This window comes from Micromonospora sp. PTRAS2 (assembly GCF_054052245.1).
Map to the genome: position 1 here is coordinate 122,213 of NZ_JBSWBU010000006.1, position 22,639 is coordinate 144,851.

16 protein-coding genes are annotated in these 22,639 nt (G+C 74.1%); 8 read left to right on the forward strand and 8 right to left on the reverse strand.

Translation table 11 applies throughout. The features are described from left to right. The first annotated feature begins 59 nt into the window (after positions 1-59). Positions 60-434 (forward strand): winged helix-turn-helix transcriptional regulator, encoded by a 375-nt coding sequence (locus ACVMYR_RS20435; RefSeq protein ID WP_043963116.1) that lies wholly within the window; start codon positions 60-62, stop codon positions 432-434. Here ACVMYR_RS20435 and ACVMYR_RS20440 read toward each other — a convergent pair. Next, positions 428-850 carry a DUF5709 domain-containing protein gene (locus ACVMYR_RS20440; RefSeq protein WP_077937897.1) on the reverse strand — a complete coding sequence of 141 codons (423 nt, stop codon included), beginning with the start codon at positions 848-850 and terminating at the stop codon, positions 428-430. The genes ACVMYR_RS20435 and ACVMYR_RS20440 overlap by 7 nt on opposite strands. Positions 851-1,104: 254 nt before the next feature. Further along, positions 1,105-2,556 carry a non-reducing end alpha-L-arabinofuranosidase family hydrolase gene (locus ACVMYR_RS20445; RefSeq protein ID WP_396790202.1) on the reverse strand — a complete coding sequence of 484 codons (1,452 nt, stop codon included), beginning with the start codon at positions 2,554-2,556 and terminating at the stop codon, positions 1,105-1,107. 610 nt (positions 2,557-3,166) lie between these two features. Between ACVMYR_RS20445 and ACVMYR_RS20450 the strand changes: the two genes are divergently transcribed. Both ACVMYR_RS20450 and ACVMYR_RS20455 read left to right on the forward strand, forming a co-directional pair. Further along, positions 3,167-4,219, forward strand: a complete 1,053-nt coding sequence (locus ACVMYR_RS20450; protein ID WP_077937465.1) for a S1 family peptidase — start codon at positions 3,167-3,169, stop codon at positions 4,217-4,219. 779 nt (positions 4,220-4,998) lie between these two features. Further along, the gene (locus tag ACVMYR_RS20455; RefSeq protein WP_457122441.1) at positions 4,999-6,321 is read left to right on the forward strand and encodes a hypothetical protein; all 1,323 of its coding nucleotides are present in this window, start codon (positions 4,999-5,001) and stop codon (positions 6,319-6,321) included. 252 nt (positions 6,322-6,573) lie between these two features. Here the strand turns inward: ACVMYR_RS20455 and ACVMYR_RS20460 are convergent, their stop codons facing one another. Next, complete coding sequence (locus ACVMYR_RS20460; protein WP_228986505.1) at positions 6,574-7,635, reverse strand: ornithine cyclodeaminase family protein; 1,062 nt, start codon at positions 7,633-7,635, stop codon at positions 6,574-6,576. 545 nt (positions 7,636-8,180) lie between these two features. On the opposite strand from ACVMYR_RS20460, the gene ACVMYR_RS20465 reads away from it, so the two are divergent. The 4 genes from ACVMYR_RS20465 to ACVMYR_RS20480 all read left to right on the forward strand — a co-directional run bounded on the left by ACVMYR_RS20465 (position 8,181) and on the right by ACVMYR_RS20480 (position 14,377). Next, positions 8,181-9,587 (forward strand): cellulase family glycosylhydrolase, encoded by a 1,407-nt coding sequence (locus ACVMYR_RS20465; protein ID WP_457122540.1) that lies wholly within the window; start codon positions 8,181-8,183, stop codon positions 9,585-9,587. Positions 9,588-9,923: 336 nt separating this feature from the next. After that, positions 9,924-11,315, forward strand: a complete 1,392-nt coding sequence (locus ACVMYR_RS20470) for a nucleotide sugar dehydrogenase (protein WP_457122442.1) — start codon at positions 9,924-9,926, stop codon at positions 11,313-11,315. A 1-nt stretch (position 11,316) separates the two neighbouring features. Further along, positions 11,317-12,732: a glycosyltransferase family 2 protein gene (locus tag ACVMYR_RS20475; protein ID WP_457122443.1), complete on the forward strand. Its 1,416-nt coding sequence runs from the start codon at positions 11,317-11,319 to the stop codon at positions 12,730-12,732. Between the two features lie 112 nt (positions 12,733-12,844). Next, the gene (locus ACVMYR_RS20480; RefSeq protein WP_457122444.1) at positions 12,845-14,377 is read left to right on the forward strand and encodes a polysaccharide deacetylase family protein; all 1,533 of its coding nucleotides are present in this window, start codon (positions 12,845-12,847) and stop codon (positions 14,375-14,377) included. A gap of 75 nt (positions 14,378-14,452) precedes the next feature. Here the strand turns inward: ACVMYR_RS20480 and ACVMYR_RS20485 are convergent, their stop codons facing one another. The 5 genes from ACVMYR_RS20485 to ACVMYR_RS20505 all read right to left on the reverse strand — a co-directional run bounded on the left by ACVMYR_RS20485 (position 14,453) and on the right by ACVMYR_RS20505 (position 21,551). Continuing rightward, a complete protein-coding gene (locus ACVMYR_RS20485) occupies positions 14,453-15,709 on the reverse strand; it encodes an MFS transporter (RefSeq protein WP_043963107.1) in 1,257 nt (418 codons plus the stop codon). After that, the gene (locus ACVMYR_RS20490; RefSeq protein WP_091285087.1) at positions 15,702-16,907 is read right to left on the reverse strand and encodes a cytochrome P450 family protein; all 1,206 of its coding nucleotides are present in this window, start codon (positions 16,905-16,907) and stop codon (positions 15,702-15,704) included. The genes ACVMYR_RS20485 and ACVMYR_RS20490 overlap by 8 nt, the downstream gene beginning before the upstream one ends. A 31-nt stretch (positions 16,908-16,938) precedes the next feature. Continuing rightward, positions 16,939-17,598, reverse strand: a complete 660-nt coding sequence (locus tag ACVMYR_RS20495; RefSeq protein ID WP_457122445.1) for a DUF5825 family protein — start codon at positions 17,596-17,598, stop codon at positions 16,939-16,941. Continuing rightward, complete coding sequence (locus tag ACVMYR_RS20500; RefSeq protein ID WP_396790216.1) at positions 17,579-19,516, reverse strand: RiPP maturation radical SAM C-methyltransferase; 1,938 nt, start codon at positions 19,514-19,516, stop codon at positions 17,579-17,581. The genes ACVMYR_RS20495 and ACVMYR_RS20500 overlap by 20 nt, the downstream gene beginning before the upstream one ends. Before the next feature lie 151 nt (positions 19,517-19,667). Next, positions 19,668-21,551 (reverse strand): S9 family peptidase, encoded by a 1,884-nt coding sequence (locus ACVMYR_RS20505; protein ID WP_396790218.1) that lies wholly within the window; start codon positions 21,549-21,551, stop codon positions 19,668-19,670. A gap of 304 nt (positions 21,552-21,855) precedes the next feature. Between ACVMYR_RS20505 and ACVMYR_RS20510 the strand changes: the two genes are divergently transcribed. Then, a complete protein-coding gene (locus tag ACVMYR_RS20510) occupies positions 21,856-22,638 on the forward strand; it encodes an ABC transporter ATP-binding protein (protein WP_396790220.1) in 783 nt (260 codons plus the stop codon). The last annotated feature ends 1 nt before the right edge of the window (position 22,639 follow it).

Sequence of the window (22,639 nt, forward strand, 5' to 3'; positions counted from 1 at the left end):
TCGCCGGCCCTAGTTACCGTCAACGGTCATTGGTATCCGAAGGGAACTACGATGGCCGGGTGCTCACCACCGCATGCGGACGGGCCCACGACGTCTACGACGCGTCCTGCCCGTGCCGCCACATCCTGGACCTGCTGGCCAACAAGTGGAGCGCGCTGGCGTTGGGGGCGCTGGAGGACGGGCCCCGGCGCTTCGGCGAACTCCGCGCCCGCCTCGACGGGATCAGCCCGAAGGTGCTCACCGCCACACTGCGCCGCCTGGAAGAACACGGCCTCGTCGACCGCACGGTGTATCCGGCGGTGCCGCTGCACGTGGAATACTCCCTGACCGCCCTCGGGTGGGACGCGTGCGAGCCGTTGGCCCGGCTGCGCCGCTGGGTGGTGGAGAACATCGAGCGTTTCCCGGCCGGGGCGGGCGCGCCGGCCGGTCAGTAGTCCCGGTCGGAGACGACGTGCATCGCGGCCTCCTCGGCGGAGGCCGCCGCGCCGTCGACGCCGATGTCGGTGGCGTACAGGTCGAGGCTGTCGGAGTCGTCGCCGCCGTAGGCCGAGACCAGCCGCCCGGCCCGCCCGTCGCCCACCTCGTCGTCGATCAGCTCGCCGTCGGTGTCGCTCGCGTCGCCGAGGCCGTCGCCGGCCCAGTCGTCGCCCTCCGGCAGCTCGCGCCGGAGCCGGCCGGCGAGGCTCTCCCCCTGCTCCTGTTCGCGGGCCGTGGTGCCCCAGTCGTCGACCGCCCACGGCCGCTCCGCGGGCGACCAGCCCTCGTCGAGGACGTCGGCCACCCCCCGGTCGTCCAGGCTGTCCTCCGGCTGCAGCACCCCGGACTCGTCCGGGCCGTCGTAGTCACTCATGGTTTCCTCCCACCGGCGTGCCTGCTCCCGCGGGGCGGGCCGGGGCCCGGTGCACCGTGGGTCCCCTGGACGGTACAACCCCCCGGCGCACACCACGGGGCCGGTGCGGAGCTCGCCCCCTCCGCACCGGCCCCACCGGCTCGGCCGGCCGGCGCGTCCGCGCCCGCCTGTGGCCGGTGCACTGCCGGTGGTGATCCCGGTGCCGGTCGTGGGTCCGACCGGCACCGGAGCGTCGACCCCGCCGACGTACGCCGTCAGCAGGTGGAGTTGGTCTGGGTGATCAGGCCCAGCCGCCAGGGCAGGCTGTTGTAGTCGCCACCGGCGTTCGGGTCCAGCCCCTGGTAGAGGAAGCGCAGGTTGCAGGGGCTGATCGGCAGGGTCTGGTCGTTGCCGCTGCGGATCAGCTCACCGTGGCTGATGTCCCGCGACCAGGCCGTGCCGCTGAAGGTCACGTTGTTGTGGCGGGCGAACGGGTTGTTCTCCTCGGCGGCCAGGGCCTGCCACGGCCCGGCGATGCTGGTGGAGGTCCAGGAGCGGAACCAGCGCCGCCCGTCGCCGCCGATCGCCTCGATCAGCAGCAGGTACCGGTCGCCGACCCGGTAGACGTTGGACGCCTCGAACAGCCGGTTCTTGTTCGCGTCCTGCATCGCGATCACCGGCTGGCTCATCCCGTTGGGGAAGTTCGCCACGCTCGTCTGCGAGCGGTAGAGGTGGCCGTTGTCGTCGGAGGAGAACAGGTGACAGTTGGCGCTGTCGCAGATGACCCACATGTCGACCCAGTAGCCGTCGCCGATGTTGTCGCGGATGATCTGCGGCATGCCGCTGTAGAAGTGCTTCGGCGCGGTCCACCCGTTCGGGTTGCTGATGTCCGGGTTCGTCGAGTACGACGCGTTGCCGGTCTGGTAGACCAGGTACCACAGCCGCTGCGGCGCGAAGTAGAACACCTGCGGGGCCGCCCGGTAGCCGGTCCCGATGGGCGACTGGTCGAGGTAGTGGAACGTCGCCGAGCCCGCCTGCGACCAGTCGGTGAAGTTGAAGTAGACCAGGTTGTAGCCCGCCGTCTGCGCCGTGCTGGCGAACACGTGGTACTTGCCGTCGTGGTAGACCACGGACGGGTCCTTGATCCCCGCGATGCCCCGCCCGTCGTTCTTCGGGCCGACCAGCGCGCCGCTGGAGGACCACGTGAAGCTGGTCGGCAGCGTCTGCGTGGGCGGCGTCGTCGGCGGCGGGGTGGTGGGCGGGGGCGTGCTCGTCGGGGGCGGGGTGGTCGTGGGCGGGGGCGTGGTCGGGTTCGTGACGCCGCCCGTGCAGGCGGTGCCGTTGAGGGTGAAGCTCGTCGGGGCGGGGTTGCTGCCGGCCCAGGAACCGTTGAAGCCGAACGACACGCTGGCGTTGGTGCCGATGGTCGCGTTGTAGCCGACGTTGCGGGCCACCACTTGGGCGCCGCTCTGCGTCACCGTCGCGTTCCACGCCTGGGTCACCTGCTGCCCCGCCCCGTACGACCAGGTCAGCGACCAGCCGTTGACCGGGTCACCGAGGTTCGTCACCGTCACGTTCGCGCCGAAGCCGCCCGTCCACTGCGACGACACGGCGTAGCTGACCGAACAGCCGGCGGCCGCTGCCCGCGCGGGCAGCACGGCGGCGGTACCGGAGGCGGCGAGCCCGGCGGCGGCCAGGACCAGCCCGGCTCGGACCCTCGCAGACATTCGCACTGGCATTCCCAATCTGTGATGGTGTGGCAGACGAGGACACGAGTCGACGGTCGCGCCCGGGCACCCCGGGACAGGGGCGGGCGGCGCGCGGTGCACATCGGCTGGGGGGGTGCCCGGCGGCCCTTGCCGGGGCACAGGGGCGGACGGACCGCCAGTGGCTCCCGCGCGGACGGCGTCGGGTGGAGCGTGCCCTTCGCTCCCGTAGCGGAGGGTATCTTGTGACCGCTCACACTCACAAGGCATCGACGTGTGGCGATCCTGCCGGGAGGGCCGCCGGCGACACACGGGCGGCGCGCAGCGCCACTTTTCGATCCCGTCCCGCCATCCGGTCACACGGCAACTAAACAAGCCGCCCGGGGCTCGCGACCGCCGCCGGACAGCCAGCGAAAACTCGCTAAACCGGCGCTAACCATCGGAGTCACCACTCGTCGGACTGTCGGGACCCAAGGTGTGAGATACGGCCGAGTCCGGCCAACCACCACTCTTGCGATGATTGTTAAACCTATGAATACTTCGACGCCTCCGATCGGGTGGGCCTCACCAGCCGATCGGCTGCCCGGGGCAGCCCGAAAGGCTGCCCGTGCTCAGCTCCAGGAGGTACCACATGCGACTCTCCGGGTCCCCGCTGCGCCGCGCCACCGCCGCATCGGTAGCCGGCGCGCTGGTCGTCGGCGCGCTGACCGGCGCTCCCGCCCAGGCCGCACCCGCGACGCCCGCCTCCCCAGACCAGGTCACCGCGCTCGCCGCCGCACTCGGCGACCGCTCCGCCGGGGCGTACGCCCGCCCCGACGGCACCATGGTCGTCACCGTGACCGACGACGCCGCCGCCCGGAAGGTCCGCGCGGCCGGCGCGACCCCGAAGCTCGTCACCCGCGGCGCCGACGACCTCGCCCGCGCCACCGCCGCCCTCGACAGCTCCGCGCGGATCCCCGGCACCGCGTGGTGGACCGACCCGGCCACCAACCAGGTCGTCGTCTCCGTCGACAGCACCGTCACCGGCGCGCAGCTCCAGCGCGTCGAGGCCGTCGCCGGCCGCCTCGGCGGCAGCGTCCGCATCGAGCGGGAAGCCGGGACACTCAGCATCCGGGCCGCTGGCGGCGAGGCGATCTGGGCCGAGGGCGGCGGGCGCTGCTCGCTCGGCTTCAACGTCCGCAGCGGCGACACCTACTACTTCCTCACCGCCGGACACTGCACCGACATCGCCGCCAACTGGTACGCCGACTCCGGGCAGAGCAGCCTGCTCGGCTCCGGCGGCACGGGCAGCTTCCCCGGCGACGACTACGGCATCGTCGCGCACAGCGACGCGGCGGCCGCCGACGGCAGCGTCTCCCGCTACGACGGCACCACCCAGGACATCACCGCGGCCGCCGACGCCTTCGTCGGGCAGAGCGTGCAACGCTCCGGCAGCACCACCGGCCTGCACGACGGCACGGTCGAGGCGGTCGACGCCACGGTGAACTACGTCGAGGGCTCCGTCACCGGGCTGATCCGCACCACCGTCTGCGCCGAGCCGGGCGACAGCGGCGGCGCGCTGTTCAGCGGGAGCACCGCCCTGGGCCTCACCTCGGGCGGCAACGGCAACTGCTCCTCCGGCGGCACCACCTACTTCCAGCCGGTGACCGAGGCGCTGAGCGTCTACGGGGTCGAGATCGTCTGAGCGACGGGCGGGGCGGGACGCCGGCTGCGCGGCGGCCCGCCCCGCCCGTCCCCGCACCTTTCGTCGCCGTCACACGACCGGTGCCGGCCCGCGTGATTCCCCGGGCAACGGGCGCGCCGGCATCGACGGGGGCCCGGCAGCCGGGGCGGCTTTCCGGCATTGCCGCCCCGCGATGCGCGACATGCCCGACCACCGTGTCGAGGACCTGGGGATACGACGCGACAAGTCGAATCGCCCACCGCGAGAGCACGGGTCTCCCGCGTCGACCGCGCGGGAGGGCACCATGCCGAGAACAGCGTCGGCGGCCCCTGCCACGGGCGCAATCCGCAGGCCGCGGGACAGCAGTTCCCGTACCATCCGGACGGCCCGCCATGGGATGCGGATCGCCTTGCGCCGCAACAGGATCCGGCACCGGCGGGGCGACGACGGCCACCCGGCCGACAGCCGGCTCGAATTCACCGGCGTGCGCCCTTTCCGTTGAATGAGGCGGATTTCGGCGTATTGAGCGGAACGAACAATCCGCCCTCCGGGCGACCTCTATCAGTGAAGGCACCGAATCAACCTGGCCCGAACGGCGGAAATTGTCCACCGCTGATCCGGGTGTAACCTTGTTGCAATATGAGTGTGGTCAAGTCGATCACATGACGATACCCGTTCCGGGAAAAGCGATTCGGAGTGCGGGCCGGGCACTCCTTTGGACGTCCGGGCTGATTGCACTGGCCCTTCCTCTGACAGCGGCACCTGTCGACGCTCAGGGCCCGGCCGCCACCACCATCGTGATGCCCGAGTGCGCGTGGGCGTCGAAATACGGGGTTACGGGGCTGAATGCCTACTGGCCCGACAGCGCCGCCACCTACTGGTCGACCGTCTACCCCGTGACGGAGGACCTGGAGATCACCATCTCCGGGGTCTACCCGGACGCCCGCTACGCGTCCTTCACCGTCTACGACGACAAGCCCACCTGGTTCAGTCGTAACGGCGCCAGCTCCAGCCTGCCCGACTACCTCATCGCCCCGGACCCGGGCAGCGCCAACCCGTGGCAGGGCGTGCGGAGGCCGGGCGGCCGGTTCACCCTCACGCTCAGCCCGGACGTGGCCCCCGGGCAGCCCAACCGGTTGCCGCTGTCCCGGGAGGACGCCCTCCCCGGGGCGAAGGCCTCCGTGATCTACCGGGTCTACCTGCCCACCGGCGGCGACTCGACGGTGGTGCTGCCGACGGTGACCCTGACCCAGGGAGGCGTGTCGAAGACGCTGCCCACCTGCCCGCCCGCCCCGCCGCCGACCCCGACCCCGACCCCGACCCCGCCACCGCCCTCTCCGCCGACCAGCCCGTCGCCCACGCCCCCGGCCACCACGCCCCCGGCCACCACGCCGCCCGCCACCACGCCCGCCGCGCCGGCCGCCGTCCCGGCGGAGGACGTGGCGGCGACCTCCGACTCGACCGACCGGGCGGTCGGCGACGACCCCGAGGGCCCCGGCGAGGCGGATCGCCCCAGCCCTCCCCCGATCACCGGCGACAAGCTCTTCACCCGCACCTCCGAGGTGGAGAACCTCGCGCCGAACCCGGACAACGCCTACCTCGGCGCCTGGCTCCTCCCACCGGGGCCGGACCACGTCGTGGTGATCCGGGGCCGGGCAGCGCAGGCGGTCTCCGGGAGCCGTCCGGTCTCCTGGCCCCGCCGGCGCGCCGAGGTCCGCTACTGGTCGATGTGCACCAACCTCGGCGGCCAGTACAAGCCCGTCGTGATCAACCGGTTCGCCGACGGGTCGACGAGCTACGGCTGCCGCTACAACGACGAGACCCGGCTCGACCGGCACGGGAACTACGCCTTCGTCCTCGGCACGGAGGGGCAGCGGGCGGCCATCGAGGACGTCAGGAACACCACCTTCGTGCCCTTCTCCGTCTCGTACCCGACGGTCCCGCACATGGTCCTGCTCCGGCACCTGCTTCCGGTGGCGGACTTCCCGTACGCCGTGCAGAACGTGCCGATGAACAGCTCGGCGGAGACCGCCGCGGCGATCATGGTGGAGTACTACCCGCTGGTGACCGTCTGCTCGTTGGCCACGCTCACCACCGAGGGGCCCCACGGCTGCTCCGCCTGAGCGGCGCGGCGCACCCTCCGCGAGCGGGGCGATGATCGGGCTACGGCCCGACCGCCCGCCGCCCGGCCCGCTGGTCCCGCGGGCCGGGCGGACGGCCGGAACCTGCCACGGCAGGTCGACACGTCGCCGGTTCAGGCGTTCACCCCTCGGCCACATTCGGCGCGCGAGGCGGTGACAGTGCGACGCCCGACAGCCGCATGCGCCTGAGGCGAGCCGGGTCGAGCGTGCCCGCCGTGACGACCTGCCTGCCGGTCAGCGCACCGACCGCGCCACGGGCACGGCCGCCGCGCCGACGGCGTACGGGTTCAGCACGTCGGTCGGCTCGTCGGAGAAGTCGACCTCCGTGCCCACCCCGAGCTGCGCGGCCCACTCGACGAAGAGGTCCAGGGCGACGTGGTCCTCGAGTGCGATGCCGGTCGAGTCGAAGATCGTCTGGCCGTGCCGGGCGTCCGCCACGATGCCCGGGTCGGCGCAGATCTCGCTGAGCGAGGGGCCGAGGCGTCGCGGATCGAGGACCTGGCTCTCGCCCTCCCGTGTCGCCTGCTCCGGGTGGTCGGGACAGACGAGTGCCCGGTCCACCAACGTCCGGGGCAGCTCGACCTTGCCGACGATGTCGGAGCCGACCGCATTGACGTGCAGGTGCTCCCGCAGTGCGGCATCCGGGAAGACGGGCCCCGCGCCGATGCCCACCGACGTCGCCGTCACCAGGATGTCGGCGGACCTCGCCACCTCGTCGGGGCTGGCCGCCGTCACCGCCAGCCCGGTGAAGCCGGCCCTGCGGCCGAAGGACGCCAGGTGGGCGGGGTCGACATCCCAGGCCAGCACCGTGTCGATCGGGAAGACGAGGCTCAGGGCGTGCAGTTGGGTGACCGCCTGGGCGCCACAGCCGATCAGCCCGACCGTCCGGCTGTCGGGGTGGGCCAGCGCCCGGCTGGCCAGCGCCGACGCGGCACCGGTGCGCAGGGCGGTGAGCGCCGCGCCGTCGGCCACCACCGTCGTACGCCCGGTCCGGTCGTCGAAGCGCGCCACGCAGGCGGTGATCGTCGGCAGGCCGTGGTCGTCGCCGTTCGACGGGGTGTACGAGACGACCTTGATGGTGGTGCTGTCGTTCCGCTCCCGGTGCGGCATCCACTCGATCACCCCCGGGGCGGGTCCCTCCCGCTCGAACGCTCCCCGGGCGGGCGACAACTCGGCCACACCCTTGTGCACCTCGACGAATTTGTCGCCGAGGCGCGAGATCAGCTCCGTCAGCAATGCGTCGACGCCGACCTCGTCCATTATTCGACCAATGTGCCGCTGGGTCAGAATGAGCATCTCGCTGGAACCCTTGTCTGTAGAGCCATGGCTTCGCCGTCGGGAACGCGTTCTGTGCGGAGACGCCAAAAGGCCGGATCGGGCCGGAACGCCACAACCCAACAGGTCAATCGAAGCCAATCACCAACCATCGGCACGCGACAACACCGAATAGTAGTAGACCCCACACCGGACGGCAACGGCCGACGCTCCCGTCACGGCCAGGGCACCCCGTTTCACCTCGATTCACATCGTTTTCTCATCCAAGATTCACCTCATTCTCACTGCAAATCAAAAGCACACCGGCGCGAATCACCACACATCGACGCAGGCCACTTCAGCTCTCACCGGGCGGCGCCGGGGTGCCCCGCCGGCAACCCCCGCCGACAGCCCTCGCGGCGGCGGCACGGAGCCACCGGAAGGCCGCCGCCGGACAGGAAGGGACGAGACGCCACCCGGATCGACGAGCGCCGTTGCCATAACACTTAACTTTCTTTATAGTGCGATGACGTAGATCACCTTCCCAGTCCCCGGAGGCACCCGTGCGACCTCGCGGCAGAACACTCCTGGCCGCCGGCCTCGCCGCGGCCCTCGCGCTGGCCCCGCTCGCCCTGACCGGCACCGCCGGTGCGGCGGCGGCGCCGACCGCGAGCTTCACCAAGGTGAACGACTGGGGCTCCGGGTGGGAGGGCAGCTACCGGATCACTAACTCCGGCAGCACCACCATCAGCTCCTGGCGGCTGGAGTTCGACCTGCCCGCCGGCACCACCGTCGGCTCGTACTGGGACGCGCTGCTGACCAGCACCGGCCAGCACCACACCTTCACCAACCGGTCCTGGAACGGCACGGTCGCCCCGGGCGCCTCGGTGACCTTCGGCTTCGTCGCCAGCGGCACCGGCGCCCCGACCGGCTGCACCCTCAACGGCCAGCCCTGCACCGGCGGCACCACCCCGACCCCCGCCCCGCCGCCGACCACCACGCCACCGGCCACCGTCCCGCCCACCACCGCGCCGCCCACGACGACGCCACCGCCGACCGGCCTCTCGCCGGTCGCCGCCAACGGCCAGCTCCGCGTCTGCGGCCGCCAGCTCTGCAACCGCGACGGCCGGGCGATCCAGTTGCGCGGCATGAGCACGCACGGCATCCAGTGGTACGCGAACTGCGCCACCCCGGCCTCACTGGACGTGCTCGCCCGCGAGTGGAACGCCGACGTGCTGCGCATCTCGATGTACGTCCAGGAGGACGGGTACGAGACCGACCCACGCCGCTTCACCGACCTGGTGCACAACTACATCGAGCTGGCCACCGCCCGGGGCATGTACGCCATCGTCGACTGGCACATGCTCAGCCCCGGCGACCCGAACTTCAACCTGACCCAGGCGCGCACCTTCTTCGCCGAGATCGCCGACCGGCACAAGGACAAGGTCAACGTGCTCTACGAGATCGCCAACGAGCCCAACGGCGTGCCGTGGAGCGCCATCAAAAGCTACGCCGAGCAGGTCGTCCCGGTCATCCGCAGCCGCGACCCGGAGGCTGTGGTGCTGGTCGGCACCCCCGACTGGTCGTCCCTCGGCGTCTCCGGCAGCGGCGGCGGGGTGGACACGATCGCGGCAAACCCGGTCGCCGGCGGCAACCTCATGTACGTCTTCCACTTCTACGCCGCCTCGCACGGCGACGCGTACTACGACACCTTCGCCCGCGCCGCCGACCGGCTGCCGCTGTTCGTCACCGAGTTCGGCACCCAGGACTACTCCGGCGACGGCCCGAACGACTTCGCCATGGCCCAGCGCTACCTCGACCTGATGGCCAGCAAGAAGATCAGCTGGACGAACTGGAACTTCTCCGACGACTTCCGCTCCGGCGCGGTCTTCACCACCGGCACCTGCGGCAGCGGCCAGTTCGGCGGCACGGCCCGCCTCAAGCCGGCCGGCACCTGGATCCGCGACCGCATCCGCACCCCCGACACCTTCTGACAACCCACCCACCCCACCCAGCCCTCGGTGATCAAAGGGCTGGGGTGGGGCGGGGCGGGGCGGGGGGCAACCGGGGCGGTTACTGCTAGTGATGCTTCTTACTTTGGGTGGGGCGGTGGGGGTGGTGGGGGGTGCGTGTCTGGTGGGGCTGACGGGGGTGGCGGTTTGCGTCTCCCCCGGAACTTCTGGGCGGTTGTGAACAGGGAAAACTGACCGATCGGACAGAGGGTGGCCGCAGATTTGGGTCGCCGGTCGGCTGTTCGTGGGAGCGTCTTCGGGGCGGCGGGCTCGGCACTCTTGAGTCGTTCCCGTTCACCGTGCGTAAGGGCCCCGACCATGTCGCAGCTCCTGCCCGCCGCCGACCGGCCCCTCCCGCCGGCCGTCGCCCCGGTCACCCCGCCCATCCCGGCCGCCCCATCGTCGCCGGCCGTCGACCCGGCCGTCGCCGTCGCCGCTCCCGTCGCCCCCGGGGCCCGTACCGCCGTGGTCGGCCTCGGCTACGTCGGCCTGCCGACCAGCCTGGCCCTGGTCGGCAGCGGCGCGCGGGTGATCGGCATCGACATCGACCCGGCCCGGCTCGACGACATCCGCGCCGACCGCGCCGACCTGCTCGACGTCGACCGCGAGCGGCTCCGCGACACGTTGCGGGCGACCGACCCGGCCCTGCGGCTCACCACGTCGATCGCCGAGATCGCCGACGCCGACACGGTGCTGATCTGCGTGCCCACGCCGGTGGACCGCCACCTCGACCCGGACCTCACCGCGCTGCGGGCCGCCTGTGCCGCGGTGGTCGCCCACGCCCGCGCCGGCCAGACCATCGTGCTCACCTCGACCAGCTACGTCGGCACCACCCGCGACCTGCTGGTCGAGCCGCTGGCCGCCCGGGGCCTGCGGGTCGGCCAGGAGGTGTGGGTGGCGTTCGCCCCGGAACGGGTCGACCCCGGCAACGACGGGCACCGCCAGGAGCTGACCCCCCGGGTCGTCGGCGGGGTCACCCCGGACTGCACCGCGCGGGCCGCCGCAGCGCTGTCCCGGATCACCCCCCGGGTGCACCGGCTCGGCTCGCCCGAGGCCGCCGAGATGACCAAGCTGCTGGAGAACACGTTCCGGGCCGTCAACATCGCCCTGGCCAACGAGTTCGCCGACGTCTGCCGGGACCTGCACCTGGACGTCACCGAGGTGATCGACGGGGCGGCCACCAAGCCGTACGGGTTCATGGCCTTCCAGCCCGGCCCGGGGGTGGGCGGGCACTGCATCCCCTGCGACCCGCACTACCTGCTGTGGCAGCTGCGCGGGCAGCGCCGCGAGGCGCCGCTGATCGAGACCGCGATGCGCGGCATCTCCGCCCGCCCCCGCCGCGTCGTCGAGCGGGTCCGGGACCTGCTCGCCGGGTCCGGTCGTACGCTGCTCGGGGCCCGCGTCCTGCTGGTCGGGGTGACCTACAAGCCCGGCGTCGCGGACGTCCGCGAGTCGCCGGCGCTGGAGATCATCGGCGAGCTGGTCCGGGCCGGCGCGGACGTCGGCTTCGTCGACGACCTCGTCGCGTCGGTGCGCACCCCCGACGGCGCGACCCTGCACCGGCTGACCGACCACACCGAGCGGGAGTGGGACCTGGTGGTCGTGCACACCGCCCAGTCCGACCTGGACGACGCGTGGCTGCGCGGCCAGCCGATGGTGCTCGACGCCACCTACCGGATGACCGGGCTGCCGCGCCGCGAGGTCGTCTGACATGCCGGTGCCCCACGAGGTCCGGGGCGCGTCGGTCGAGGCGCCGGTGCTCCACCCGGTGCGGCGCGGCGTGCGTCGGCTGCTCGCCGCGCTCTGCCTGCTCCCGCTGATCGCCCTGCTGGCCCGGCAGCTGCCCCAGTTGCCGTACGCGCCGCTGGCGGCGTACTACGGCTTCGCCGTGCTCACCGCCACCGTCGCCGTGTTCTACCTGGCCTACGCCCGCTACGAGGACCCCAGCGAGGCCCCGCCGCACCCCCGGCACGCGGCCACGTTCCCGTCGCTGCCCCCGGCCCCCCGGGTCAGCCTGCTGGTGGCCGTCAAGGACGAGGTCGACGGGATCGAGGCGTGCGTACGGTCGATGACCGGCAGCGACCACCGGCCGTTGCAGGTGATCGTGGTCGACGACGGCTCCACCGACGGCACCGCCGAGGTGCTGGACCGGCTCGCCGCCGAACTCCCCGTCACCGTGCTGCACCTGCCCCGCAACGTCGGCAAGAAGCGGGCCCTGGTGCACGGCGCCCGGCACGCCACCGGCGACGTGCTCGCCTTCACCGACTCCGACTGCGTCCTCGCCCCGGACGCGCTGCGCCGCTGCGTCGAGGCCCTGCTGCGCCAGCCCGACCTGGGCGCGGTCAGCGGGCACGCCCGCGCGCTCAACCCCGACGAGTCGCTGCTCACCCGCGTACAGGACGTCTGGTACGAGGGCCAGTTCCGGGTGGCCAAGGCCGCCGAGGCGTCGTTCGGGGCGGTGACCTGCGTCTCCGGCCCGCTGGCGGTGTTCCGGCGGGAGGCCGTGATCAACTACCTGCCGGCCTGGGCGGCGGACCGGTTCCTCGGCGGCGAGTTCCGCTTCGCCACCGACCGGCAGCTCACCGGCTACGTCCTCGGGCAGCGCTGGATCGGCGTACGCCTCAAGCGGCGCTTCGCCGACTCGCCGTTCGTCCGCGACGAGGACCACCCGCCCCGGGCCTGGCGGGTCGGGTACGTCCGCTCCGCGCGGGTGTGGACGACGGTGCCGGCGCGACCGCGCCCGTTCCTGCGCCAGCAGACCCGCTGGAAGAAGAGCTACGTGCGCAACCTCTTCTTCACCGGCACGTTCATGTGGCGGCGCGGCCCCGGCCCGGCGGCGCTCTACTACGGGCACGCGCTGTGGGTCGCGGTCGCCCCGGTGATGGCCTTCGCCCACCTGGTGTGGGCCCCGCTGCGCGGCTGGTGGGCGGTGCCGCTGCTCTACCTGTGCGGGGTGCTGCTCAAGGGCACCTTCTGGGGGCTGGCCTACCGGCTGGACAACCCGGGCGACCCGCGCTGGGCGTACCGGCCGCTGATGAGCGTGCTCTCCGCCACGGTGCTGTCCTGGCTGCTGCCCTACTCGGTGGGCACGATCCGGCGCGGCGTCTGGTCGCGGAGCGCGGTGTGAACGCGGGCCGGCGGCTGCTCGCCAGGCTGGCCCGGGTGGCGCTCACCCTCGCCGGGGCCGTGGCGCTGGTGGCGCTCTACGTCGTGGTGTTCACCCGTGGGGAGGTGCTGCGGTGACGCGCTGGTGGCCGCGCCCGCTGGGGGCGCTGCTCTCGCTGGTCACCCTGCTGGTGGTGGCGACGCCGTTCGGGGTCTCCTGGTATCTGGCCGACCTGCGGCGGCACGTCGGCGCGCAGCGGGACACCGCCGTGACCCGGCTCGACCCGGCCGACCTGCGCCGGTTCACGGAGCTGGCCGGTCGGCTGCCGCAGCGGGCCGCGCCGGTGGTGGTGGCCTACCACGACATCCGGCCGCACGGCGACGACCCGGCCGCGACCGAGCCGGGCGGCCGGGAGCACTACGTGGTCAGCCCGGAGGAGTTCGACGCGCAGCTCACCGCCCTGCAGGCGGCCGGCTACCGGTCGATCTCCTCGGCGCAGTACGTCGACTACCTGCGCGGCGGCGCGGTGCCGGAGCGCTCGGTCTACCTGACGTTCGACGACGGCACCCGGGGCCTGTGGGCGTACGCCGACCGGATCCTCGCCCGGCACGACATGGTGGCCGCCTCCTACCTGATCACCGGGCAGGTGGGCGAGCACCGGCCGTACTACCTGAGCTGGGCGGAGATCGCCCGGATGGCGCGCTCGGGCCGGTGGGACTTCCAGGCGCACACCCACGACCTGCACACCCGGGTGCAGACCGGGCCGGGCACGCAGGGCTCGCCGCTGACCCACCGGCGGTGGGATCCGGCCGCGGAGGCGCAGGAGAGCCTGGCCGCCTACCGGCAGCGGCTCACCGCCGACCTCGACGCGATGTTCGCCGCGTTCACCGCCCACGACCTGCCCCGGCCGCAGCTGTTCGCGTACCCGTTCTCCGAGGTCGGCGACGCCGTGACCGACCCGGCGGCGGCCGAGTTCAGCCGCGAGCTGGTCGCCGGGCGGTTCGCCGGCGCGCTGACCAACAAGTCGCGGGGGCCCGAGCCGAGCAGCCGCCGGTCCGCGGCCGGCGGCCAGGTCGAGCGGGCCGAGGTGTACGCCACGACGAGCGCCGCCGAGCTGGTCAGCGCGGTGGTCGAGCGGACGGCCGTGCCCCCGCTGGTGAGCGCCCCGTTCACGAACCCCTGGGACTGGCGCGACCAGCAGGGCGAGCCGATGACGGACCTGTCGTCGCTGACCGCCGGCCGGTTCACCGCCGCCAGCCCGCGCCGCGCCTACGGCACGCTGCTCGCCTACGCCAGCGCGGACTGGACCGACTACACGGTCGACGCGGCGCTGCGCGGCCTGCGGGCCGACGGCGGCACCGTCACGCTGACGGTCCGGGTGGACAGCGACGACCCGGTGTCGGTGCGCGTCGGGCACGGCCGGGTGGCGCTGCTGCGCGGCGACCGGGTGGTCGCCGAGGCGGCCCTGGACCCGGCCGCCACCCACCGGGTGGCGGTGACGGTGCGCGACGGCGAGACCGTCGCCCGGGTCGACGGCGGCCCCGCCCTGCGGGTGGCGACGCCGGCCGGGCCGCGTTCCACGGGTGGGCTCGCGGTCGCGGTCGACGACGCGGCGGGCCGCCCCCACCCGTCGGTCGCCGCCCTCGACGTGCGCGCCGCGGACTGACGGCCGCGACGGCCGGGCCGGGCGACCGCCCCGCCCCGGCCCCGTCGCAGGGACCGGGCCGGGCGCGGGGACGCCTCAGCCGTCGCGCAGCACCCGGCGGGACAGGCCGAAACCGAAGGCGGCCCCCAGCGTCGCGGCCGTGGCCAGGAACAGCACCGGGCTGCCGTACGCGTCCACGACCAGCCCCGCCGCCGCGCCGGAGAGCGGGAACAGGCCCAGCGCGGCGAGGAGGATGGCGCTCATCACCCGGCCGAGCAGGTGGGGGGCGGTGTGCTGCTGGACGACGGTGATCACCAGGACGTTGGTCACGGTGCTGGCGACCCCGGCCACGGCCAGCGCGACGAGGGCGCCGGCGTACCCGGTGAACGGCACGAGGGCCACCGCCCCGGCCAGCACCAGGCCGGCGAGCATGGCCGTGGCGCCGCGCCGGCGGATCCCGGTCAGCCCGGCGGTGAAGAACCCGCCGGCCAGCGAGCCGCCGGTGAACGCGGCCAGCAGGCCGCCGAAGCCCTCGGCCCCGGCGGACAGGTCGGCGCTGGCCAGCGAGGGCAGGCCCACCCGGACCATCCCGCCGACGGTCAGGTTGGCCGCGGCGGTCACCACCAGCACGGTACGCAGCAGCGGCGACCCGCGCAGCAGCTGCCAGAACGTCAGCCGGGGCGGCGACGCCGCGCCCCCGGCGGGCGGGGCGGCGGCCGGCGCGGCCCGCCGGTGGTGCGCCCCGATGACGGCGAGGCAGGCCGCCGACACCGCGAAGGTCAGCGCGTCGACGCCGAACGCGACGCCCGGCGAGAGCAGCACGACGACGAGCCCGGCCACCCCGGGCCCGACCAGCCCGGCGGCGAAGCCGGCGGTGCTGTGCAGTGCGTTGCCGGCCTGCAACTGCTCGGCCGGCAGCAACCGGGGAGTGATGGCGTAGGCGGCCGGCTGGAACAGGCCGGCCCCCAGGCCGGCGACGGCGACCAGCACCCCGATCAGGACGAGGCCCGGGTCACCGGCGACGGCGGCCACCGCGATCGGGGCCGTGGCCGCCAGCCGGAGCAGGTCGGAGACCAGCATCACCTGCCAGGGGCCGACCCGGTCGGCGAGGATCCCGCCCAGCGGGGTGGTCGCGAGCCGGCACAGGCCGTAGCCGGCGACCAGCAGCCCGAGTTCGCGGGCACCCCCGCCGACCTGGTAGACGAGGAAGGGCAGCGCGACGGCGTGGAAGGCGTCGCCGAAGACCGACACCGACTCGGCGACGAAGAGCAGCCGGTAGTCGCGGGACCGCAGCGGCGCCAGGCTCAGCCGCGGCCGGCGGCGGGGCGTCCGGGTGGCGGTGGTGTCAGCCACGGGGGGCCACCGGCAGCGACTCCAGCCCCCGCAGCATGATCGTGTTGCGCCAGCGCAGGTCCGTCTCCGTGCCGGCCAGGGCCAGCGCAGGGAAGCGGTCCAGCAGCCCGGCCAGCGCCACCTCGCCCTCCAGCTTGCCGAGGAACGCGCCGAGGCAGCGGTGCGTCCCGTGGCCGAAGGCGAGGTGCCCGGCGTCGCCCCGGTCGAGCAGCAGCCGGTCGGCGTCGGGGAACCGGTCGGGGTCGCGGTTCGCCCCGCCGAGGGACACCAGCACCAGCTCCCCGGCGGGGATCTCGACCCCGTCGACGTCCACCGGCGCGGTGGTGAACCGCAGGGTCGCCATGCTCACCGGCGACTCGTACCGGAGGAACTCGTCGACCGCCGCGGGCAGCGCGGCCCGGTTGCGCCGCAGCCAGGCGTGCTGGTCGGGGTGGCGCAGCAGCGCCAGGGTGGCCGTGCCGAGCAGGTTGACGGTCGTCTCGTGGCCCCCGATGAGCAGCAGGAACACCATGCCCACGATCTCGTCGTCGGTGAGCTGCCCCTGGTCGCGGGCCGTGAGCAGGAGGGTCAGCAGATCGTCGCGCGGGTCGGTGCGCCGCCGCCGCAGCACGACGGCGATGTGCTCGGTCAGCTCCCGCAGCGCCCGGCCGAACGCCGCCGGGTCGTCGCCGTGGGTCAGGATCGCCGTCGACCAGCTCCGGTAGGCGGCCCGTTCCTCGGCGGGGAAGCCGATCAGCTCGCAGATGACCAGCATGGGCAGCGGGAACGCGAAGTCCGCCACCAGGTCGGCGGTGTCGCGGTCGGCCAGCTCGTCGAGCAGGGCGGTGGTGATCCGCTGCACCAGCGGACGCATGGCCGCCACCCGGCGTGCGGTGAAGAACCCGTGGATCAGCCGGCGCAGCCGGGTGTGGTCGGGCGGGTCGCTGTTGAGCATGTGGACCATGTCGCCGCCGAGCGTCACCCCCGCCACCCGGCGGTCGGCCAGTTCCTGCGCCCGCCGGGCGTCCTGGCCGAACCTCGGGTCGGCCAGCGCCGCGCGCACGTCGCGGTAGCGGGCGACGACCCACATGGGCAGCCCCTCGTCGCTGTGCAGGATCGACACCGGGCCGTTGGCCCGGATCCGGGCCAGCGTCGGGTACGGGTCGACGACGAACGGGGCCTGTCGTGGCGGCGTCGGCCCGTCCTCGGCGGTGGTCATGGGTCTCCTCTTCGGTGGCGCTCGGGCGGTGCTAGACGATCAGGGCGGGGAAGGGCCAGCGGTGGGCGCGGGTCGGCAGCCACCACAGGTGGCCGGCCTGCTCGGCGACCAGGTGCGCTCCGACGAGTTCCCGGCGCACGTCGGCCGGCACCGCCGTCGCCACGACGCCCTCGGCCAGCGTCTCGATCGCCGCCAGGTGGCCCGGCTCGTCGATCGTCACCACCTCCAGGGCGCCGGAGCGCCGGTCGCGGACCTCCACGAAGCCGGGGCCGCGCCGGTAGACGCAGAGGCCGAGGAAGAACGCCGCCCGCCAGCGGGCCGCGACCGTGCCGGTGGCGTCCCCGTCCAGGCGGGACGGTGGGCACAGGTGGGTGAACAGGTCGCCGCCGTGGCAGCCGTCCCGGCAGCGCGCCGTCCAGTCCACCGCGATCCCCCGGGCGGTCAGCTCCCGGACCAGCAGGAGGGACCGCGCCGCGCGGGCGTCCGCGTCGGCGCACAGGTCCACCGGGTGGGCCAGCCGCGCGTGCCGCGCGCCGGCGGCATACCAACCGGCCACCGTCCCCCCGCACGGCCCGACCAGCCGGTGCGTGCCGAGCGCCATCCCGGGCAGCCGGGCGGCGGCCGGATCGTAGTCGCGGGACAGCTCGACCTCGACCACGGTCGCGCCGAAGTCACCCCGCGGCGACGGCATGGCGGTCCTGTCCGGCGCGCGCGGCGGCGTCCGCGGCGGCCCGCTGGTGGTCGACCCGGGCCAGCACCTGGTTGTGCGACTCGACGGCGGTGTGCACCCAGCAGCCTCCCTCGTGGAACACGATGCCCAGCTCCGACCACTGGTCGAGCAGCGGCCGGACCGTCGCCGCCCCGCCGGGGACGCGGGCCGCCAGGGTGGCGTCCGTGCGGGGCTGCGCCAGCAGCCGGAACAGCGCCACCTCGGCCGGCGTGGCCAGCTCGCGCACCGACCAGTCGTACGCGGCGCGGCGGCTGACCAGCACGACCCGGTCGTCGATCTCCTGGTAGGTGAGCCGGCTGACCGGGTACTCGGTGCGCCACCGGTCGATCGCCGCGTCCAACGCCGCCGCCTCGGCCCGGCCGATGCCCCGGGCCACGGTGGTGAAGATGTACGCCAGGTCGGTCAGCTCGGCGGCGGGCAGGTCGTAGATCTCCCGGTACTGCGGGGCGGGCTCCAGCACCGGGAAGCCCAGCTCCGGCTGGTTGAAGTAGGGGCTGAACCGCTCGATGGCGATGCGCGCCGCGCCCATCGGCGGGTCGAGGTGGTGCAGCGCCGGCAGCTGCGCGACGACGTCGGTGTAGTCCTCGGCGGTCTCGCCGGGGAAGCCGTAGAGGTAGTTCCAGCTCGTCGTCACCCCGGCGCTCTGGGCCTCGCGCAGCGCGCGGACGTTCTGGCAGCCGGTCACGCCCTTGTCCATCAGCCGCAGCACGTGGGTGCTGAGGTTCTCCACCCCGGGCTGGACCTGCACCGCCCCGGCCTCGGCGAGCCGTTGGAAGTGCTGCCGGCGCAGGTTGGCCTTGACCTCGAAGTGCAGGCGGACGTCGTAGTCGGATTCGGCCAGCCGCAGCAGCACCGAGTCGAAGTACGCCATGTCCAGGATGTTGTCGACCACGATGAAGTCGAGCAGCTGGTGCCGGCGGGCCAGGTCCAGCACCTCGTCGAGGAAGCGTCCCGGGCTCTTGCTGCGGAACTGCATCGACGAGCCGTTGAGGCCGCAGAAGGTGCAGTGGTGCTTCTCGCCCCACCAGCAGCCCCGGGAGCCCTCGACGACGAGCTTCGGGGCCACCCACTCGGCCGCCGCCGAGGCGTCGAGGCGTTCGACGAAGCCCGTGTAGTCGGGGGCGACGATCCGGCCCGGCGGCAGCGGTTGCGCCGACATGGGGTTAGCCCGCGCGACGCCCGTGGGGTCCCGCCAGCACAGCCCAGGGACGTCCGCGAGGCCACCGGCAGGGCCGCCGCCGGGACGCGGGTCGCCGCCGCCGACCGGTGCGGCGTCGAGCGCGTCGAGCAGCGCGGGGAAGGCCGCCTCCCCCTCGCCGCGCACGACGAAGTCGAGGAACGGGAAGTTGCGGTGCAGCGCCGCGCCCTGCGCACCGTCGCAGTTGGCCCCGCCGAGGACGGTCCGCACGGCGGGCCTGCGCTGCTTGAGCAGCCGGGCGGCGGCCAGGCTGGCGGTGTTCTGCTGGAAGGTGCTGGTGAACCCGACGACGTCGGGCGCGGCGGCGTCCAGCTCGGCGACCAGGGTCGCCACGAACTCCGGCACCAGCTCGTGCAGCGCGGCGGTCATGGCCGTCTCGGCCCGGCTCGCCCCCGCGTCGGCCAGCAGCCGGTGCAACGGCCCGAAGTCGCGCCGCCGCCCGTAGAGGGCACCGGCGAACACCCAGTCCCCGGCGCCCTGGAAGTAGGAGGTCTCGGAGAAGTACTGGTAGTCGGCCAGGCCGAAGGTGAGCCGGTCCACCGCCCAGTCGACGAAGTCGAGGTTCGCGTGGCGGACCCGCACGTCGTGGCCGGCGGCACCGGCGGCGGTGCGCAGGATGCCCAGGGCGAGCGACGGGACGTCGAGCGATCCCCACGGCATGTGCACCAGGACGACCTTCATCGCCGGTCTCCTCTCGGGCGGGCTGGGCATCGTTCCGGGGCCTCGCGGCGGCGCCCCGGAACGACGTCGTGGACGTGCGTCACCGCGGCCGGGTCACTTGCCGGCCGGCGGCGCCTCGGTCACCTGGGGTCGCGCGGCCGGGACCGCCCGGTCAAGATCGAGGAGCATCTTGACGATGACGGCGCCGCGGTCCCGCTCGCCCGTGCTGATCGGGTCGTGCCGCACAGTGCGTCGCTTCATTGCATTCACCTCCCTCCGGTCGGTCGGGGTTCGGACCCCGCCGGTCGCGGTGGTCCTGACTGGGGGCCGCCGGGGGCGGCCCGTACGGGGGGAGCACCGCGGTGGCGTAGCGGAGCAGGGCGGCGAAGACGACCGACTGTCCGGCGGCGTCGCCGTGGTGGCCGCCGGTGGTCCAGAGCACCTCGTGCGGCACCGCGCGGTCCCGCAGCGCGGCCACGTACCGGCCGACGGCCTCGGCGGGGCACCGCTCGTCGTCGGTGGCGGCGGCGACGAACAGCGGGCCGCGCACCCGGTCCAGGTACGTCATCGGGTCGGCGGCCCGGTACCGGTCGGGGACCTCGGCGGGGGTGCCGCCGAAGAGTTCCTCGTCCGCCTCGCGCACGGCGGGCAGCGTGGCGCGGTGCGCGGTCGCGTAGTCGGCCACCGGGGAGACCGCCAGCCCGACCGCCCAGTCGTCGGGGGCGACGCCCAGCGCGAGCAGCACCAGGTAGCCGCCCCAGGAGTAGCCGCACAGCCCGATCCGCCCCGGCTGCGCCACGCCGAGGTCGACCAGGTGCCGGCGTACGGCGTCGAGGTCCTCCAGCTGGGCCAGGCCGACCCGGTGGCCGAAGTCGTGCCGCCAGCGCGGGCCGTAGCCGGTGGATCCCCGGTAGTTGGTGCGCACGACGGCGTAGCCGGCCCCGGTGAGCAGTTCCACCCGGGGGTCGTAGCTGTCCCGGTCGTGCAGGAACGGCCCGCCGTGCAGCAGGAGGATCGTCGGCCACGGACCGGTGCCGGGCGGGGTGGCCAGGAAGCTGTGGATCCGGCCGTACGGCTGGGGTGTCCACACCTCGCGGCGGCCCGGCGCGGCGGGCGGGCCGGGCGTCGGACGGGGGTCGGCGGCCGGGTCGACGACGAGCCGGCGCGGCGGCGTCGCCTCCCGGCTCCACACGTAGTGGATCGTGCCCTCGGGGGCGCAGGCCAGCTCCAGGATGGTCCCCGCCGGGGTGGGCAGGACGGCCGGCTCGCCGCCGTCGAGGTCGGTCAGGAGCAGCCGGCTGCGTCCCGCCCGGTCCTGTTGGACCAGCACCCGTCGGCCGTCGACGTGCCAGTGCGCGGTGATCTCCGTGTCGAACGCCAACCGCTCGTGCAGCCGGACGTTCCGGCCCGGCCGCCAGGTGCCGACGGTGTAGTGCCCGCCCGCCTCCACGACCAGCAGCAACTCCGCGTCGCCGGCCGGGTCGGGGCGGAACTCCAGGGCCCACACCCGGCGGTGCGGGCCGCCGGCGAGGGCCTCGGTGTGGCCGTCGGTGCGGCGGACCACCGTGACCGCGGCCGGCCCGTCCGGTCGGCCGGCGAGGGCGAGCAGGGTGCCGTCGGGGCTCAGGTCCACCAGGGGCGCGTAGCCGGCCACGGTCGCCAGCGGGCGGGCCGGTCCGCCGGGCGGGCCGAGGTGGTACCGGGACTCCGCGTCGTGCCCGACGCAGACGACCGCCAGCGTGCCGGCGTGGTCGAAGGCGATGCCGTACGGCCGGCCGCGGGGCAGCCCGGTCAGCGCGGGCGCGGCCGGTCCGCCGTCGAACGGCTGGCGGCGCCAGGCACCGACGCCGTCCGGGTCGGCGTCGAACCACCAGACGTGGCCGCCGTCCGGCTCCAGGTCGCAGGCGTCCACCCCGTGCCGCGCCCGGGTCAGCACCCGACGCTGCCCGGTGGCGCGGTCCCACGCGACGACCTGGGGGCGGCCCGCGACGTCGTCGAGCTCGACGGCCCGCAGCGGGGCGGCGGCGGCGAATGCCGGTGCGCGCGGTGCAATCACGACGACCCCGTTCCACCGGACGGCCGGAGCACCGATCGTAATAGACGGATGACGATGCGTACATGCCGTCGGCCGCGGTTGCCCACCGCCCCGCAACTGTCACTTCACGGGCGCTTTCCGGTGAGTCGTCATGACGCGCCGCAAAATGGTCCGCGCGCATCCCGGCGACGGCGGTCACCGTGGACGTCGGTGCCGGCCGCCCTGCGCGGCTGGGTTACCGTACCCGGGTGCCGCCGCACGGACCTCGTCATCTCGGCCGCCGCTGCAGGCGGGCCCCCTCGTGACCGCTCCCCCGGTGCTACGCGTGACGGGCGCGACCGTCGTCCGGGACGGCAGACCGATCCTGAGCGAGGTGTCGCTGACGGTCCGCGCCGGCGAGCACTGGGCGCTGCTCGGCCCCAACGGGGCGGGCAAGAGCACACTGCTCGGCCTTCTCGGTGCCGTCACGCACCCCACCCGGGGCACCGTCGAGGTGCTGGGCCACCGGCTGGGGCGGGTCGACATGCGCGAGTTGCGGTCCCACGTCGGCCACGTCGACCCGCGGCACGACCTGCGCTCGCCCCTCACGGTGCACGACGTCGTGTTGACCGGGCTGACCAACACCGTCGAACGCGTTCCCCGCTGGGCGCCGACACCCGAGCAGGCCGCGCAGGCCGACCGGCTGATCGGACTGCTCGGCCTCGGCGAGCGCCACGGCGCGCGGTGGCCGACCCTGTCGCAGGGGGAGCGGGGCCGTGCGCTCATCGCCCGCGCGCTGATGCCCAGTCCGCGGCTGCTGCTGCTCGACGAGCCCGCGACCGGTCTCGACGTCGCCGGCCGGGAACAGCTCATCGAGCGCCTCGACACGCTGCACCACACCTACCCGCGGCTCGCGTCCGTCCTGGTCACCCACCACCTGGAGGAGCTTCCCCCGGGGACGACCCACGTGCTGCTGCTGCGGGACGGGCGCTGCCTGGCGTCGGGGCCCGCCGACGAGGTCCTCACCAGCGACCAGGTCAGCAAGTGCTTCGACCATCCCGTCCGGCTCACCCGCGTCGAGGGACGGTGGAGCGTGCGGGCGAACCGCCCGGCGAGGCCGGCCGGCTGAG